The 15,890-nt window shown below is 59.9% G+C and carries 14 protein-coding genes; 6 read left to right on the top strand and 8 right to left on the bottom strand.

Annotated features, from left to right (window positions below):
• Nucleotides 1-102 precede the first annotated feature (102 nt).
• Together PSJ8397_RS13250 and PSJ8397_RS13245 are read right to left on the bottom strand one after the other, a co-directional pair.
• The gene (locus tag PSJ8397_RS13250) at nt 103-555 is read right to left on the bottom strand and encodes an SRPBCC domain-containing protein (RefSeq protein ID WP_159453151.1); all 453 of its coding nucleotides are present in this window, start codon (nt 553-555) and stop codon (nt 103-105) included.
• A gap of 1 nt (nt 556) precedes the next feature.
• Nucleotides 557-883 carry an ArsR/SmtB family transcription factor gene (locus tag PSJ8397_RS13245; protein ID WP_085865088.1) on the bottom strand — a complete coding sequence of 109 codons (327 nt, stop codon included), beginning with the start codon at nt 881-883 and terminating at the stop codon, nt 557-559.
• Nucleotides 884-1,017: 134 nt separating this feature from the next.
• On the opposite strand from PSJ8397_RS13245, the gene dnaE reads away from it, so the two are divergent.
• Nucleotides 1,018-4,524 (top strand): DNA polymerase III subunit alpha, encoded by a 3,507-nt coding sequence (dnaE, locus tag PSJ8397_RS13240; RefSeq protein WP_085865087.1) that lies wholly within the window; start codon nt 1,018-1,020, stop codon nt 4,522-4,524.
• Between the two features lie 114 nt (nt 4,525-4,638).
• On the top strand, nt 4,639-5,553 hold the full coding sequence (locus PSJ8397_RS13235; RefSeq protein WP_085865086.1) for a hypothetical protein: 915 nt from the start codon (nt 4,639-4,641) through the stop codon (nt 5,551-5,553).
• Nucleotides 5,554-5,618: 65 nt separating this feature from the next.
• Here the strand turns inward: PSJ8397_RS13235 and PSJ8397_RS13230 are convergent, their stop codons facing one another.
• A complete protein-coding gene (locus PSJ8397_RS13230) occupies nt 5,619-5,822 on the bottom strand; it encodes a SlyX family protein (protein WP_085865085.1) in 204 nt (67 codons plus the stop codon).
• Between the two features lie 125 nt (nt 5,823-5,947).
• On the opposite strand from PSJ8397_RS13230, the gene hisS reads away from it, so the two are divergent.
• From hisS to hisG, 3 genes are read left to right on the top strand one after another with little or no spacing between them, the layout of a single operon-like run.
• Entirely contained in the window at nt 5,948-7,435 is a 1,488-nt protein-coding gene (gene hisS / locus PSJ8397_RS13225) for a histidine--tRNA ligase (protein WP_085865084.1), read from the top strand.
• Nucleotides 7,432-8,523, top strand: a complete 1,092-nt coding sequence (locus PSJ8397_RS13220) for an ATP phosphoribosyltransferase regulatory subunit (protein WP_085865083.1) — start codon at nt 7,432-7,434, stop codon at nt 8,521-8,523. Before hisS ends, PSJ8397_RS13220 begins: the two co-directional genes overlap by 4 nt.
• Complete coding sequence (gene hisG / locus PSJ8397_RS13215; RefSeq protein ID WP_085865082.1) at nt 8,520-9,212, top strand: ATP phosphoribosyltransferase; 693 nt, start codon at nt 8,520-8,522, stop codon at nt 9,210-9,212. The genes PSJ8397_RS13220 and hisG overlap by 4 nt, the downstream gene beginning before the upstream one ends.
• Nucleotides 9,213-9,312: 100 nt before the next feature.
• On the opposite strand, the gene PSJ8397_RS13210 is transcribed toward hisG, so the two are convergent.
• Nucleotides 9,313-9,744 (bottom strand): DUF1489 family protein, encoded by a 432-nt coding sequence (locus PSJ8397_RS13210; protein ID WP_085865081.1) that lies wholly within the window; start codon nt 9,742-9,744, stop codon nt 9,313-9,315.
• 102 nt (nt 9,745-9,846) lie between these two features.
• Between PSJ8397_RS13210 and PSJ8397_RS13205 the strand changes: the two genes are divergently transcribed.
• Complete coding sequence (locus tag PSJ8397_RS13205) at nt 9,847-12,138, top strand: adenosylcobalamin-dependent ribonucleoside-diphosphate reductase (RefSeq protein ID WP_085865080.1); 2,292 nt, start codon at nt 9,847-9,849, stop codon at nt 12,136-12,138.
• A gap of 130 nt (nt 12,139-12,268) precedes the next feature.
• Here PSJ8397_RS13205 and PSJ8397_RS13200 read toward each other — a convergent pair whose 3' ends face one another.
• The 4 genes from PSJ8397_RS13200 to ltnD are packed head-to-tail and all read right to left on the bottom strand — an operon-like array spanning nt 12,269 to nt 15,862.
• Complete coding sequence (locus PSJ8397_RS13200) at nt 12,269-13,036, bottom strand: hydroxypyruvate isomerase family protein (protein ID WP_085865079.1); 768 nt, start codon at nt 13,034-13,036, stop codon at nt 12,269-12,271.
• Nucleotides 13,033-13,683: a 3-oxo-tetronate 4-phosphate decarboxylase gene (gene otnC, locus PSJ8397_RS13195; protein ID WP_085865078.1), complete on the bottom strand. Its 651-nt coding sequence runs from the start codon at nt 13,681-13,683 to the stop codon at nt 13,033-13,035. The genes PSJ8397_RS13200 and otnC overlap by 4 nt, the downstream gene beginning before the upstream one ends.
• Complete coding sequence (otnK, locus tag PSJ8397_RS13190; RefSeq protein WP_085865077.1) at nt 13,680-14,948, bottom strand: 3-oxo-tetronate kinase; 1,269 nt, start codon at nt 14,946-14,948, stop codon at nt 13,680-13,682. The genes otnC and otnK overlap by 4 nt, the downstream gene beginning before the upstream one ends.
• The gene (gene ltnD / locus PSJ8397_RS13185; RefSeq protein ID WP_085865076.1) at nt 14,945-15,862 is read right to left on the bottom strand and encodes an L-threonate dehydrogenase; all 918 of its coding nucleotides are present in this window, start codon (nt 15,860-15,862) and stop codon (nt 14,945-14,947) included. Before ltnD ends, otnK begins: the two co-directional genes overlap by 4 nt.
• Nucleotides 15,863-15,890 lie beyond the last annotated feature (28 nt).

Genomic DNA, 15,890 nt, shown 5'->3' with positions numbered 1-15,890 from the left:
CGGTACTGGGTTGGCCAATCCTGCAGGGCCGATGCGGCGTAGACCCTGCCTTGCGCCTATGAAATAGCGATTGGGGGCGTTTGGCAAGAGTGCGCCCGCGCGTCAGCTGGCCTGTTTGGCCGCCAAGGCGTCCAGTTTTGCAAGCCCGCCTGTCCAGCCCGCGCGAAATTCATCGATCATTTCGGGGCCCACGAAGGAGACCACGGCGACGGTGATCGTCGCATCGGTCCCCGTGCCTGCAGGCGTCAGCACGTAGGTGACCAGACCTGCGCCAAGGGCCATGCCGCCGGCGTGGATGGTTTCGGTGTAGGTCACGGTATGGGGTGCGTCGATGTTGTACCAACGCGTCATCACCTCAAACTCAGGGGCCTCTTTGGGGCCGCAGCGGTGGTGTTCGGTGCCGCCGACGGTGAAGTCGGACGATATCGTTTGCAAGACCTGTCCGTCGTCGGGTGCCCCCCAGATTTCGCGGTATTCCGGCGCGGTCATCACGGTGAACATGCGATCGGGTGGCAGGGGGAATTGTCGGTCGAAAGTGAAGGTGTCGGTGGACATGTCAATTGCTCCTGTCGATGTCATGGGCGAGGGCAGAGAGTCGATCAAGGCGGCCTTCCCAGACGCGGCGTTGCCATTCAAGCCAGCCTTGGACGTCCATCAGGGGGCCAGCTTCGATGTGGCAGGTGCGCACCCGACCTTTCTTGACCGAGCGCACAAGGCCGCAGGTTTCAAGAACCTTGAGGTGACGCATCAACGTGGGCAGAGCCATATCGTGCGGGGCTGCGAGGTCGGACACCGTTGCGGGGCCTGTGACCAGCCGTTCAATGATGGCGCGGCGGGTGGGATCGGAAAGGGCCGCGAAGGCGCTGTCAAGTTTGTTAGCCATAACGCTAAGTATTGCCGCCCGTTTGTCCGGTGTCAAGATACTTAGTTATTCAGCTAAGTTTTGAGGCGTGGAAAGTCATAAAGCCACATCATATGCCCCTTTTGCGATCAGGGTGGGCAAGGTACTGTGCCCACATGTCTGACCCCCGATTCATCCATCTGCGCACCCATACCGAATATTCCCTTCTTGAAGGGGCGGTTCCTGTCAAAAAACTCAGTGGTTTGGCGGAGGCTGCGGGCATGCCTGCGGTGGCTGTGACCGACAGCAACAACCTGTTTTGCGCGTTGGAATTTTCGGAATATGCGGCCAAGGCGGGCGTGCAGCCGATCATCGGGTGTCAGGTCGATGTCGCCATGGACGGGGGTGATCCGCGCGGGCGTGCACCGGATCCGGCGCCTGTTGTTTTGCTGGCGCAGTCCGAGACGGGGTATGAGCATTTGATGAAGCTCAATTCGTGCCTTTACGTCGACAAGGGCGGTCAGCTGCCGCAGGTCACGGTGGAGGAATTGGCGCAATATTCAGGTGGATTGATTTGCCTGACAGGCGGGCCGGACGGGCCCATCGGGCGGCTGTTACGCGCGGGCCAGCGCCCCGCGGCTGAAGCCTTGATGACGCGGTTGGCGGCGATTTATCCGGACCGGTTGTATGTGGAGCTGCAACGGCATCCGGTTGATGGCGGTCTGCCCGAAGCGGAACGTTTGTCCGAACGGGGCCATGTGGAAATGGCCTATGCAATGGATTTGCCACTGGTCGCGACCAACGATGTGTATTTCCCAAAGTCCGAGATTTACGAGGCCCATGATGCGCTGATCTGCATCGCGGACGGGGTGTATGTGGATCAGAATGAGCCGCGCCGTCGTCTGACCCCGCAACATTACTTCAAATCGCAAGAGGAAATGGTGACGTTGTTCGCCGACCTGCCGGAGGCTGTGGCGAACACGGTTGAAATCGCCAAGCGGTGCGCCTTCAAGGCCAATAAACGCGATCCGATCCTGCCCAAGTTTGCGGATGATGAGGTGGCGGAGCTGCGCCGTCAGGCCGAACAGGGCCTGCGCGACCGCTTGGCGATTATTCCCCACGCGGCGAGCGTCGAGGAGTATGAGGCGCGGCTGGATTTTGAGCTGAAGATCATCGAAGGGATGGGATTCCCGGGCTATTTCCTGATCGTGGCGGACTTCATCAAGTGGTCCAAGGAAAACGCCATTCCTGTGGGGCCGGGGCGGGGATCCGGTGCGGGATCCTTGGTGGCCTACGCACTGTTGATCACAGACCTTGATCCTTTGCGCTATTCGCTTTTGTTTGAACGCTTTCTGAACCCCGAACGGGTGTCGATGCCGGACTTTGACATCGACTTTTGTATGGACCGCCGCGAAGAGGTGATCCGCTACGTTCAGGACAAATATGGCCGCGACAAGGTGGGGCAAATCATCACGTTTGGGGCGTTGTTGTCCAAGGCCGCTGTGCGGGACGTGGGGCGGGTGTTGCAACTGCCTTATGGGCAGGTCGACAAGCTGTCGAAGATGATCCCTGTCGAGGGCGTCAAACCCGTCAGCATCGAAAAGGCGCTGGCCGATGAGCCGCGGCTGCGGGAAGCGGCGAACAGCGAAGAGGTCGTGGACCGCCTGTTGACCTACGGCCAGCAGATCGAGGGGCTGTTGCGCAACGCATCCACCCATGCGGCGGGCGTGGTGATCGGGGATAGGCCGCTGGATGCGCTGGTGCCGCTGTATCAGGATCCGCGATCTGACATGCCCGCGACCCAGTTCAACATGAAGTGGGTGGAGCAAGCAGGCCTCGTCAAATTTGATTTCCTCGGCCTCAAGACGTTGACGGTGATCCAGAACGCCATGGATCTGATCCTGAAATCGGGTCGCGATATTCACATTGCTGCGGATGGCACGCAGCTTTATGAGCCTGCGGCGGGTGCTGTGAACGAGATCAACGCAATCCCGCTGGATGATGAGGCGTCTTATAAACTTTACGCCGCGGCCAAGACGGTGGCTGTCTTTCAGGTGGAATCCAGCGGCATGATGGACGCGCTGCGGCGTATGAAACCGGACTGTATTGAAGACATCATCGCGCTCGTGGCGCTGTATCGCCCCGGCCCGATGGAGAACATTCCGAAGTTCTGTGAGGTCAAGAACGGACTGTCTGAGCGGGACACCTTGCATCCGTCGATTGACCATATCCTGGATGAAACCCAGGGCATCATCGTCTATCAGGAACAGGTGATGCAGATCGCGCAGGAAATGGCGGGATACAGCCTTGGCGGGGCCGATCTGTTGCGCCGCGCCATGGGTAAGAAAATTCAAGAGGCGATGGACGCGGAACGGCCCAAGTTCATCGCCGGGGCCAAGGAAAACGGGGTCGACGACAAGAAGGCGTTAGAGGTTTGGAACCTGTTGGACAAGTTCGCCAACTACGGTTTCAACAAATCCCATGCGGCGGCCTATGCTGTCGTCAGCTACCAGACGGCATGGTTGAAGGCGAACCATCCGGTTGAATTCATGGCCGGTGTGATGAATTGCGATATTCATCTCACGGATAAGCTGGCGGTGTATTTCCAAGAGGTCAAAAAGGGGCTGGAGCTGCCATGGGTGGCCCCTTGCGTGAACACGTCTTTGGCGACGTTCGATGTGCAGGACGGCAAGTTGGTTTATGGCCTTGGGGCGCTGAAAAACGTCGGTGTCGAGGCGATGAAGCTGATCGTTGAGGCGCGGACCGCAGATGGTACACGGCCCTTTGCCACGCTGTTTGACTTGGCCCGCCGTGTCGATCTGAAACGTGTGGGCAAGCGGCCTCTTGAGATGTTGGCGCGGGCTGGCGCGTTTGATCAGCTGGACCCGAACCGTCGGCGTGTGTTCGACAGCCTTGATGCTTTGGTCAGCTATTCTGCTGCAATTCACGACCAGAAAAACTCCAACCAGGTCAGCCTGTTTGGAGAGGCAGGCGATGATTTGCCGGAACCAAGACTGAGTGCAGCCGCAGACTGGCTGCCTGCGGAACGGTTGGCCGAAGAATTCAAGGCCGTGGGCTTTTATCTGTCCGGCCATCCGTTGGATGATTATATGGCCGCGCTGAAGCGCACCGAAAAGGTGATGACGCTAGATGAAGTGATGGCCAAGGCCGAGAAGGGCCCCCATGTGGCCAAGATGGCGGGCACCGTGGCCGGGCGGCAGGAACGCAAATCTGCCCGTGGCAACCGGTTTGCCTTTGTACAGTTGAGCGATCCGACGGGACAATACGAGGTCACGATGTTCTCGGACACCTTGGAAAACGCCCGTGACCATCTTGAAACCGGCACGCAGGTGGTCGTTGCGGTCGAGGCCACGATGGAATCCGAGCAGTTGAAATTGTTGGGGCGGTCCGTGATGCCCGCGGATATGGCGGTGGCCAATGCGGGATCTTCGGGGCTGCAGGTCTTTATTTCGGATGCGGCAGCGATCCCCACGGTCAGCGATGTCTTGACCAATGCGTTGCGCGACAAGGTCAAGGGCGGGCGGGGGCCCATCCGGTTCACGATCGACGATCTGGAGCTGGGCGAAATTGATCTGGAGTTGGATCAGGATTTCCCTGTAAATCCGCAGATCAAGGGCGCGCTGCGGTCCCTCAATGGTGTGGTCGAAGTGCTGGAAATCTAGACCAAAGCCGACCGGCGAATGTTCGCCTGAGGGCACGCACCGGTAGACCTGAGGCGGGCACAGCGATAGAAAGCCATTAGGGAAGACCCGAACAGGGCAACGAGGGGGGCAGGCATGCGTGGTTTGGTTTTCGGGATCGGTGCGATCGCTTTTTTGGGAGGGTGCGGAAACCCGTTGGACGGCACCGCCCGTCTGAGTGAGGTGACGTCCAACGCGCCTTCTGCCTCTGTCGCGGCGACGCAAACCTCATCGGGGCAGGGCGGTTTGTTTGGGCGCCTTTTGAACCGCACGCCGGATGATCCTGCAAACGCCGCCGTGGCGGCCGCCCTTGCTGATGTGGCCACCACCGCAGACGTAGAGCCCGCAGCCGCTGCGGCAGACACACCTGCACGCGGGGGCCTGTTTGGACTGTTTCGCGGTAACCGATCCAGCACCGCAGAGGCGGAGGTGACACCTGCGCGCGCGCCTTCGCCCGCGCGTTTTGGCGGGCTGTTTGGCGGCGACGGCGCCAGCGATGCGCCCCGCACCGGCCCTGACGCCACGGATGTCGAGGCCGGCACAATACTTCCGTTTGCGCAGATTGCGCGGGTGTGCGGCGTTGGTCGTCGTGATTTGGGCACCGCCCTGGGATCTGGTGGCGGGTTTACTGTCTTTGACACCAACCCCAACCTGACAACGCCACGCCCGTTCTACATCACAGGGTTTGCAGACAATTGTGCGCGGACGTTTACTGGTGCTGTGACTGTGGCGGGCGATATCCAGACCCATGAATTTATCCGGTATCAACCCAGCAACGAACGGATTGCCTACACGACGGCAGACAATGCCTATGAGGCGATCAAGGCCAGTGTGTGTCGTGTAGGCCGTGGGCAGCCGTGCGGTGCGCGGGCGGACCGGCTGAACCGCAACACCTATTTCATCTCTGTCTACAGTTTCTTTGGCGGCACGTTCAGCGCTGTGCCAACTGAATGGGCGCAGATCCTGTTGCATGACGGATCTGTTCTGGCTGTTTCTGTGAAAGACGGCTGATGTTTGCGCGTGCTGCGCGTCTTGGAATTTGAGTTTTTCTGGTCAGATGAAGGGGCGGCCCCGCCCTACCAGTGGGGTGGTTTCTGATCGGCCAGCGGGATGGAGCCGCCTGCGTCGTATTCGCGGCTGGCTTCGCGTTCCATCAACATTTGCACGCGGTGGGTGAGGCGGCTGATCTCACGTTCTTGGCGTGCGATGATGTCGGACAACTCATCCACGGTGCGGGTGAGGTGGGCGATTTTTTCTTCGAGGTGCGTTTGATCGGACATGGGTGTCATATCGGCGGTTCGGGGCGGTTTGCCAAGCCCCCAATGGCGCGGCGGTGAAGGCTGTGGTTGCGCGGAGCGGGCCTGCGCGGTAAAGCGCGGACAGATCAGATGCAGGACCCCACGTCATGGCCAAGACCAAGAAGACACCCCGTCCCAAGGCGCAGACCCCCAAGGGCTTTCGCGACTATTTCGGTGCCGAAGTTGCGCAACGCACGCAGATGCTGCGCACCATCGCGGGTGTTTATCATCGCTACGGGTTTGAAGCCCTTGAAAGCAGCGGTGTTGAAACGGTTGAGGCGCTGGGCAAGTTTCTGCCCGATGTGGACCGCCCGAATGAGGGGGTGTTTGCCTGGCAAGAGGACGACGCCGAGGGCAAAGGCGATTGGTTGGCGCTGCGCTATGATCTGACCGCGCCTTTGGCCCGTGTTTACGCACAGCACCGCAATGACCTGCCGACCCCCTACCGTCGCTTTGCCATGGGCCCTGTGTGGCGCAACGAAAAGCCGGGACCTGGACGGTTTCGCCAGTTTTATCAATGTGATGCGGACACAGTGGGCAGCGGGTCTGTCGCGGCCGATGCTGAAATCTGTGCGATGTTGTCCGACACATTGGAGGCCGTGGGCATTGAGCGCGGCGACTACGTTGTGCGCATCAACAACCGCAAAGTGTTGAACGGCGTGCTTGAGGTCATGGGTCTGGGTGATGAGGCCCAAAAGGCTGACGTACTGCGCACGATCGACAAGTTCGATAAGGTGGGCGAGGCTGGCGTGCGCGAGTTGTTGGGCAAGGGGCGTCTGGATGCCTCGGGCGCCTATATCGACGGGGTTGGCCTGTCCGAGGTGCAGGCCGAACCTGTCATTGCATTCTTGACGTCTAAGGCAGGCGACACCGCTGGCACACTTGCGAATTTGCGCGCGGCGATCGGGGACAGTGCAACCGGTGCGGCAGGTGTGAATGAACTGCAGCAGATGGCAGATCTGCTGGACGCGGGCGGCTACGGCCCCGACCGCATCATTATTGACCCCTCGGTTGTGCGTGGCCTTGGCTACTACACCGGCCCCGTGTTTGAGGCGGAGCTGACGTTTGAGATCAAGGACGATAAAGGCCGTCCACGCTCCTTCGGGTCTGTCGCTGGTGGGGGGCGCTATGACGATCTGGTGAAACGGTTCACCGGTCAAGAGGTCCCGGCGACGGGCGTGTCCATTGGCGTGGATCGTCTGTTGGCGGCGCTGCATATGAAGGGGCGTTTGACCACCGACACCACCGGCCCTGTCGTTGTGACTGTCATGGATCGCGACCGGATGGCGGATTACCAAGCCATCGTCAGCGAGCTGCGCAGCGCGGGCATCCGTGCGGAGGTTTATCTGGGCAATCCCAAGAATTTTGGTAACCAGTTGAAATATGCCGATCAGCGCAATTCGCCCATTGCGATCATTCAAGGTGGCGATGAGTTGGCCAATGGCACGCTTCAGATCAAGGATTTGATCCTTGGCGCCAAGATCGCGGAAACCGCCACGCAAGATGAATGGGCGGAACGTCCGCAGCAATTCGAAATTCCGCGCGATGATCTGGTGGCCCGCATCACCGCGCTTTTGGCGGAGCAGGCAAAGTGAGCCTTGATCAAGCACGTCTGATCTGGGACCGCGCGCGGAACTATACGGATGTTCTGACGCAGCAGGGGGCTGTCCTGACCGATGCGGATTATCTGCAACCGGCCGACACGCTTTTGGATCTGTATGGCGAAGACATCCGTGCGCGCGCCTTTACGACGCAGGACCCCGCCCGCGGGGAAATGATGTTGCGCCCCGATTTCACCGTGCCTGTGGTCCAGACGCACATGGCCCACGGGGCAGAACCTGCGCGTTACACCTACATGGGCAAAGTGTTCCGCAAACAAGAAGACGGTGGTGATCGCCCGACAGAGTTCGTGCAAGTGGGCTATGAGGTCTTCGACGGCACCGACCCTGCCGCCGCCGATGCAGAAGTGTTTGCGACGATCGCGGGACTGCTGAACACTGTGGCCGCGACCCCAGTGACGGGCGACATTGGCATTTTGCGCGCCGCCGTTCGGGGGCTGAAAACGACCGAACGCCGCCGCGCGGCTTTGCAACGTCATCTGTGGCGCCCTGTACGGTTCAAGGCGCTGTTGGACCGGTTCGAAGGGATCACCCCACCGTCCAGACACCGGACCGATCTTCTGGCTCAGGCGGATCCAATGGTCGATGCGCCTGCGCTTTTGGGCCTGCGCTCTTACGCGGAAATCACGGCGCGCATTGATGCATTGAGAGAGGACGCGGCAGCGGCACCGGTCTCATCCGAAGAACGTGCGCTTTTGGATGCGCTTCTGGCGGTCGCGGAGACTGCACCAAATGCCTTGTCTGCCTTGCGTGATATCGCCGTAGACCTTCCGTCGATTGCGGCAGCTGTTGATGGCTTTGCGGCCCGCTGCGATGCGCTGGCTGCCCGTGGGGTTGCAGTGGAGACGTTGATGTTTGAGGCAAGCTTCGGCCGGACGTCGATGGAATACTATGATGGCTTTGTGTTCGGCTTCGCGTCAGCGGCAGCCCCGCACCTGCCGCCCATGGCCACCGGCGGGCGCTATGACGCGCTGACGACTGTCTTGGGCGGGGGCACGGGCGTTCCTGCTGTGGGCGGTGTGATCCGCCCTGCTCTGGTGATCGCAGCGGAGGACGTGGCATGACCCTCAAACTCGGTGTGCCCTCCAAAGGGCGTCTTATGGACAAGACGTTTAAGTGGTTCGAAGACCGCGGAATTACCTTGGCCAAATCAGGCAGTGACCGTGAATATGCCGGCCACGTCGATGGCATTGATGGTGTGGAGCTTGTGTTGTTGTCGGCGGGAGAAATTCCGCGCGAACTGGCAGCTGGTCGTATTCATCTGGGCGTCACGGGATCCGATCTTGTGCGTGAAAAACTGACGGCGTGGGACAGCCAAGTGGTTGAATTGGCCAAGATGGGCTTTGGCGGTGCTGACCTGATCATTGCGGTGCCTGACGGTTGGGTCGACGTTGATACGCTCGACGATCTGGACGCCGCTGCAGCCGCCTTCCGCACCACCCACGGGTTCCGCCTGCGGATCGCGACCAAGTACCACCGGCTGGTGCGGGAATTCCTGCGCGACAATGGCGTGGCCGATTACCAGCTGGTTGACAGCCAAGGGGCCACCGAAGGCACGATCCGCAACGAGACCGCGGAAGCCATCGCCGACATCACCTCCACCGGGGAAACCCTGCGCGCCAATGGCCTGAAAATTCTGTCAGACGGGATGATTCACGCCAGCCAAGCGACTTTGTTTCGCGGCCGGCGAAGTGAGTGGTCCCAAGACCAGAGAGAGATTTTGAGACAGCTGTTAACAACACTCGGCCTCTGACTTCTTTGGGTCAAAAATACCTGCCCCGCAGGGCCAGATTTTTGAATAAAAATCTGTAGCCAAAATTCGCAGAATTTTGGCCTCCCGCCCGCCGCAGGCGCTAGAGAACCCCAATTTCTGCCAGCGCTGCGTTCAATGTGGCAGGCAGTGGCTCCTCTGCCTCGCGCCCTTTCGGCAGGTCCATTGGCGCATCCTCGGCCTTCAGATAGCGCCATCCTTGAAAGGGCCGTTTGAGCGTCGGTACGACACGGATCAACTCAGGCTCCAACACCACGGCACAGCGTCGCACACCGTCTGCACTGTCGTATTCGTTAAATCGGTTGATGCGTTGACGACACAAAATGGACCCTTTGATGACCCAGTACATCGACCCACCGGCCAAAACCTCATCGGTGCGTTTGGGCCACATCCGGGTAATATGTCGCGGCAATCCATCCGGGGCTTGCGCGCGTTTGGTGTTTTGCCACGCAGCAAGGTCTGCTACGGTCTCAGTCCCGACAGATAATTTTTGCAGATGTAGGGTCTTGGTCATCTAAGTCTCCACACTATCTTCGCAATTCGTTTCGCTTACACACCACATCTGGTAGGTTAATCGTCCACCATCGATTCTGCCATCAAATACAGAGGTTCTTCCATGACCCGCTTTGCCGCCCCGATCGCCGAACAAATTTGGGACATGAAATATCGCCTAAAGGAGGCAGATGGGACGGCCATCGACCAATCCGTAGAGGACACATGGTCACGTATCGCCAAATCGCTGGCCTCCGTCGAAAAAGACCCGGCCAAGTGGGAACCGAAGTTCTACGCAGCGCTCGAGGATTTTAAATATCTGCCCGCAGGCCGCATCACCGCAGGGGCCGGCACGGACCGCAGTGTAACCCTGTTCAACTGTTTCGTCATGGGCACGATCCCTGACACGATGGTGGGCATTTTCGATGGCCTTAAAGAGGCCGCGCTGACAATGCAGCAGGGTGGCGGCATCGGTTATGATTTCTCTACGATCCGGCCCAAGGGTGCGATCGTCAAAGGTGTGGCTGCGGACGCCTCTGGCCCTTTGTCTTTCATGGATGTCTGGGACGCGATGTGCCGGACGATCATGTCCGCAGGATCGCGTCGCGGGGCAATGATGGCCACCATGCGTTGCGATCACCCTGATGTTGAGGATTTCATCACCGCGAAATCCGACCCCGCCCGCCTGCGCATGTTCAACATGTCCGTCCTGGTGACGGATCCCTTCATGGAGGCCGTGAAGGCGGACAGCACCTGGGATCTGGTGTGGGAGGGTGAGACCGTCAAAACCGTGCAGGCCCGCGATCTGTGGGATCAGATCATGCAGTCGACCTATGATTATGCCGAACCGGGTGTGATTTTCATCGACCGCATCAATGCCACCAACAACCTTAACTATTGCGAAACCATCGCCGCCACAAACCCGTGCGGCGAACAGCCCTTGCCGCCCTATGGCGCCTGCTTGCTGGGCTCAATCAACCTTGCGCGTTTGGTGGCCAATCCTTTCGAAGCCAAGGCCGAGATTGATGAAGATGCGCTGGGCGATTTGGTGGCCACGGCTGTGCGAATGATGGACAACGTCGTGGATGCATCCAACTTCCCGCTGGACGCTCAGGCGCAAGAAGCCGCTGCCAAACGTCGTATCGGGCTGGGCGTGACAGGCCTCGCCGATGCCTTGTTGATGGTGGGCCTGCGGTATGGCTCCGAGGAGGCTGCAGCGCAGACCGAGGACTGGATGCAGCTGATTGCCAACGCCTCGTACCGCGCGTCGGCTGAACTGGCCGCCGAAAAGGGCGCGTTCCCGCTGTATGACGCGGACAAATATTCAGCCTCGCCCAATGTGCAGGCTCTCGATGCGGAGGTGCAGGCGTTGATCGCTGAAAACGGCATCCGCAATGCGTTGCTGACCTCTGTGGCGCCCACGGGCACGATCAGCCTTTATGCGGGCAACGTCTCATCCGGGATCGAACCCGTCTTCGCCTATGCCTATACCCGCAAAGTCCTGCAGAAGGATGGCACACGGACCGAGGAAGAAGTCGTGGACTACGCCGTAAAGATGTGGCGCGACAAAATGGGCGACGCAGACCTGCCCGATTACTTCGTCAACGCCCAAACCTTGCCCGCCATGGATCACGTGCGCATGCAGGCGGCGGCGCAAAAATGGGTCGACAGTTCAATCTCCAAGACGATCAACGTCCCCGAAGACATCAGTTTTGACAGCTTCAAAGAGGTGTACATGGAGGCATGGGACACCGGGTGCAAAGGCTGCACCACCTATCGCCCCAACGATATTACTGGATCGGTCCTGAGCGTGGAGCCTGCCAAATCCGAGGACGCCGCCCAGGCGGAGGAGGCCGTGGCCGAGGTGGTGGCCGACCAGAACGCGGGCGACGTCATCTACATGACCGAGCCGCTGGATCGTCCCGAAGATCTTGAGGGCCAGACCTATAAGTTGAAGTGGCCGGACAGCGAACATGCGATCTACATCACCGTGAACGATATCATCCACCAAGGTCAACGGCGCCCGTTTGAGGTGTTTATCAATTCCAAGAACATGGAACATTTTGCCTGGACCGTGGCCCTGACGCGGATGATTTCCGCTGTGTTCCGGCGCGGTGGCGATGTGTCGTTCGTGGTTGAAGAACTCAAAGCGGTGTTCGACCCGCGGGGCGGCGCGTGGATTCAGGGCAAATACGTGCCGTCGATTTTGGCGGCGATCGGTGGCGTGATCGAAAAGCACATGGTCGCGACAGGCTTTCTGGCGGGCGAAGGCATGGGGCTGAAATCAGACCCCCAAGCCGATGTGGTTGCCATGGCGCCAAAGGGCAAAGCCTGTTCCAGCTGTGGCCAATACACCATGCGGATGGTCGAAGGATGCATGACCTGTTCCGACTGCGGCTATTCCAAATGCGGATAGGGACAGAGTCGTTGCTTGACGTTGTGCAGACACATAGAACCTAACCTTTGAGGGTTGTTTTTTGACCCTTTGGCACAAATCAAAAGGCCGCTGAGGGCTACGTCTTCAGTGGTCTTTTCTTTAGAAAATGCTACCCGGATATTTGTGCCTTAAGCCAGTCCAGCGAATGTGCTGTTTCACTGGTGGGCCTGTACTCCGCCCCGATCGGCGCGTCGTATCCGAGGCCCGCTATAACACCAAAAACATGATCGTAGTTGATTTCACCGTGATCCGGAGGGCCGCGATCTGGAACTGACGCGAATTGGATATGGCCGATGTGGGGCAGCAGATCTTTGATCCGATGGGTCAGATCGCCCTCCATCAGTTGGACATGGTAGCAGTCGAACATGAGCTTCAGATTGGGGGCCGCAACCTCCTCAAGGATGCGCAAGGCCTGATCCGTCGTAAGCAGGAAATACCCAGGCGCGTCGTATTTATTGAGGGGTTCGATCAGGATGGTGAGACCCGAAGACGCCGCCATATCGCAGGCATATTGCAGGTTTGCGACAAACGTTTGATGCGCCGCCTCGCCGATGGCGAACCCAGCCATGACATGAACATTGGGCGTGCCGATGACGGTCGCATAGGCGATGGCTTCGTCGATGGCCGCCCGGGCCTCTGCCTCGCGTCCGGGAAGAGCGGCAAGCCCGTTGTCGCCTGCCGAAACGTTTCCGCGGCGGGTGTTGAGCCCCAGCATCTGCAGTCCGGTTTCGGCCAGTGCGGCCTTAACTGTGTCCGCTGGCACCTCATAGGGCCAATGGCATTCCACCGCGTCAAACCCAGCGGCCTTTGCGGCACGAATGGCATCAGGGAGGGGGCGGTCGGTCCATAGAAAACCAAGATTGGCAGAGAATTTCATGCGTCCCACTCCACATCAAATTTGGTGATCAGGGCCTGCACTTGCGGTTCGGTCAGGCCGCGCGGGTTCATCCCGCGGGTCATCATGGCAAGGCGTGCGGTGTCTTCCAGTTCTTCAATGGCGTTGCATGCGGCCTCGATGTCCTTTCCGGCCACCACGGGGCCGTGATTGGCCAGCATGACCGCGCTACGCTTCCCTGCCAGCCCGCGCACGGCCTTGCCCATTTCAGGATCACCGGGCAGGAAGAAGGGCAACAGTTTCACGCGCCCCAGCTTCATGATCCCATAGGGTGTGAGAGGCGGCAGGAAGTTGTCTTCGTCAACGTCCGGCATCATTGACAGCGCAACCGAGTGGCATGAATGAAGGTGCACAACGGCACCCGCGGTGCTGCGCGTGTCATAAAAGGCGGCGTGCAGGGGCATTTCCTTGGTCGGCTTGTCGCCGCTGATCAGATGGCCTTGCGCGTCGAACCGCGACAGGCGCCCTGGGTCAAGTCGTCCGAAACTGGTGCCGGTGGGGGACACCAGAAGCCCGCCATCCTCCGTGCGGGCAGAGATGTTGCCGGTGCTGCCCCCTGTCAGTCCACGGTCGAACATGGATTTGGCCAGAAGGCAGATCTGTTCGCGCAGTTGGGTTTCAGTCGTCATGTGGAAAGTTTCGCTTGTGCGTCGGTAAAGAAGGTTTCGGACCCGAAGTTGCCGGATTTCAGGGTGAGTGCGATATCAAGTCCGCCTGACTGACAGTAGGTCCATGGCACGCCAGGCGCAATTTCTGCCCCAATGTTGAGCTGTGTCACACCAAGGGTCTTGGTGACGGCCCCCGACGTTTCGCCGCCTGCCACAATGATCCGGCGCGCGCCTGCGTCGCGCGCGGCCACGGCGCAGGCCGACAGCGTCGCCTCGATCAGTTCACCAGCGGCGGCGACCCCCAGCTTGTCTTGTGCGGCGCGCACGCTTTCGGGGTTTGCGGTGGCATAGACCAGCGGGGCTTTCGACAGATCTTGCGCGGCGAGCCAATCCAGCACAGGACCAGGGCCGTTTTCGGTCAGCGCGAGGGGATCCAATTGATAGGACGCCGCGCCAGTTGCTTTGTAGTGGGCCACTTGCGCATTGGTCATGGCAGAGCAGCTGCCTGACAGCACGATTGTTGTGTCGTTAAGCTTCGGTGCAACGGCCTTGGGGGCATCTGCCGATAGGACGCCATCGGCCAGATACAAGGCGGGCAGGGGCATGGCGACCGCACTGCCGCCTGTCATCAGTGGCATGTCGCGGCATGCGTCGGCGATGACATAAAGGTCTTCGTTGGCGACGGCGTCCACCACCACATGGGCCACGCCTTGTCCTTTGAGGGTGTCCAACCGCGCCCGCAGCGCCTGCGCCCCTTGCGCGACGGTTAGCCGGTCGGCCAGACCGGTGGCTTTGGTGACTTGCGGACCCAACAGCCGCATCAGGTTGCTGTCCCGCATCGGTGTTAGCGGGTGGTCCTTCATCGGGCTTTCAGACAGGGGCTGTTGGCCTACAAACAGATTGCCCATGAAGATTGAACGCCCGTTTTCCGGGAACGCCGGACAATAGATCGTCTGATCGGTGCCCAGATCATCCATCAAGGCCTCGGCGACAGGGCCGATGTTGCCCTCGGGCGTGCTGTCGAAGGTGGAACAGTATTTCCAGAAAAATCGTTTGGCCCCCGCCGTTTGTAACCATTTGAGGGCGGCCCGTGTCTCGGCCACGGCCTCAGTCACCGGGGCCGTGCGGGATTTCAGCGCGATGACTTCAAACGCGGCGGGGTCGGTGGGTGGCTCGGACGGGATGCCAATGCGCAAGCTGACCCGCACACCGCTGCGGGCCAGCAGTCCGGCAAGATCGGTCGCGCCCGTGAAATCATCAGCGATGCACCCTAAAACCGTTGTCATATGTCTTCTCCTGGCAGCGTAAGCTTCGCGTTACGTGCATAAACCTTGGCGACTGCGGCGTCGTCTTCCCATCCATGGCCCATGCCCGCCGCTGCAACGAATTGCTGAAGCGCCGCAGCTGTAACCGGTGCGCTGAACTGCGCTGATTTGGCCACGTCCAAAACGATACCCAAATCCTTAGGCCAAATGTTCACCGCGCTGTGCGGCGTATAATCCCCGGCCACGATATGGGGCGCGCGGTTCTCCAACATCCAACTGGTGCCAGCACATTTGCTGATGACGTCAACAAACGTATCGGGCGTGATCCCTTGGGTCATGCCAAAGGTCAGGGCCTCGGCCATCGTCGCGATGTGAACACCTGCCAAGAGCTGGTTGACAGCCTTCATGGCGCTGCCCGCTCCGGCCTCGTTGCCAAGCTCAAACACGGTCTCGGCGATACTGTCCAGAAGGGGCCGCGCCGCGGTGAAAGCTTCGGGCGTGCCGGAGGCCATGATCGAAAGCTGGCCGGTTGCAGCCTTGGCCGACCCGCCCGAAATAGGGGCATCCAGATAGTGAATGCCGGCCTTCAGACAGCGCGCGCCCATGTCTTTGGCGAAGTCCGGCGGGACCGTCGCACAGGCCAGAACGACCGCGCCAGCCCTCAAGTGCGGGACGATGCCGGTGGCGCCGAACAGGACGTCTTCGGTCTGGGCGGCATTCAGAACAACAACGGCGACGGCATCCAAAGTGTCCGCAACCTGGATCAAGTCACCGGATTGGCCGCCCTCTTTCCGGAATGCGTGGACTTGATCCTCGTTTACATCGGCCCCCCAAACCTTGTGACCCGCCCGCAAAGCCGAGGATGCGATTCCATAGCCCATGGACCCAAGCCCGATGGTCGCGACGTTGTAGCGCGTGTTGGGTTGTAGGCTCATCTGGTCTCCGAAAATTCTGGTGGCAGCT

It is taken from the genome of Pseudooctadecabacter jejudonensis, assembly GCF_900172275.1.
In the GTDB taxonomy this organism is placed as follows: Bacteria; Pseudomonadota; Alphaproteobacteria; order Rhodobacterales; family Rhodobacteraceae; genus Octadecabacter; species Octadecabacter jejudonensis.
Note: the sequence above shows the minus strand (reverse complement) of the source record. Positions and strands in the feature narration are given on the sequence as shown.

Excerpts from the sequence above, each read along its gene's own strand:
- PSJ8397_RS13250 (WP_159453151.1), bottom strand. The coding sequence starts at position 555 with ATGTCCACCGACACCTTCACTTTCGACCGACAATTCCCCCTGCCACCC.
- PSJ8397_RS13245 (WP_085865088.1), bottom strand. The coding sequence starts at position 883 with ATGGCTAACAAACTTGACAGCGCCTTCGCGGCCCTTTCCGATCCCACC.
- dnaE (WP_085865087.1), top strand. The coding sequence starts at position 1,018 with ATGTCTGACCCCCGATTCATCCATCTGCGCACCCATACCGAATATTCC.
- PSJ8397_RS13235 (WP_085865086.1), top strand. The coding sequence starts at position 4,639 with ATGCGTGGTTTGGTTTTCGGGATCGGTGCGATCGCTTTTTTGGGAGGG.
- PSJ8397_RS13230 (WP_085865085.1), bottom strand. The coding sequence starts at position 5,822 with ATGTCCGATCAAACGCACCTCGAAGAAAAAATCGCCCACCTCACCCGC.
- hisS (WP_085865084.1), top strand. The coding sequence starts at position 5,948 with ATGGCCAAGACCAAGAAGACACCCCGTCCCAAGGCGCAGACCCCCAAG.
- hisG (WP_085865082.1), top strand. The coding sequence starts at position 8,520 with ATGACCCTCAAACTCGGTGTGCCCTCCAAAGGGCGTCTTATGGACAAG.
- PSJ8397_RS13210 (WP_085865081.1), bottom strand. The coding sequence starts at position 9,744 with ATGACCAAGACCCTACATCTGCAAAAATTATCTGTCGGGACTGAGACC.
- PSJ8397_RS13205 (WP_085865080.1), top strand. The coding sequence starts at position 9,847 with ATGACCCGCTTTGCCGCCCCGATCGCCGAACAAATTTGGGACATGAAA.
- PSJ8397_RS13200 (WP_085865079.1), bottom strand. The coding sequence starts at position 13,036 with ATGAAATTCTCTGCCAATCTTGGTTTTCTATGGACCGACCGCCCCCTC.
- otnC (WP_085865078.1), bottom strand. The coding sequence starts at position 13,683 with ATGACGACTGAAACCCAACTGCGCGAACAGATCTGCCTTCTGGCCAAA.
- otnK (WP_085865077.1), bottom strand. The coding sequence starts at position 14,948 with ATGACAACGGTTTTAGGGTGCATCGCTGATGATTTCACGGGCGCGACC.
- ltnD (WP_085865076.1), bottom strand. The coding sequence starts at position 15,862 with ATGAGCCTACAACCCAACACGCGCTACAACGTCGCGACCATCGGGCTT.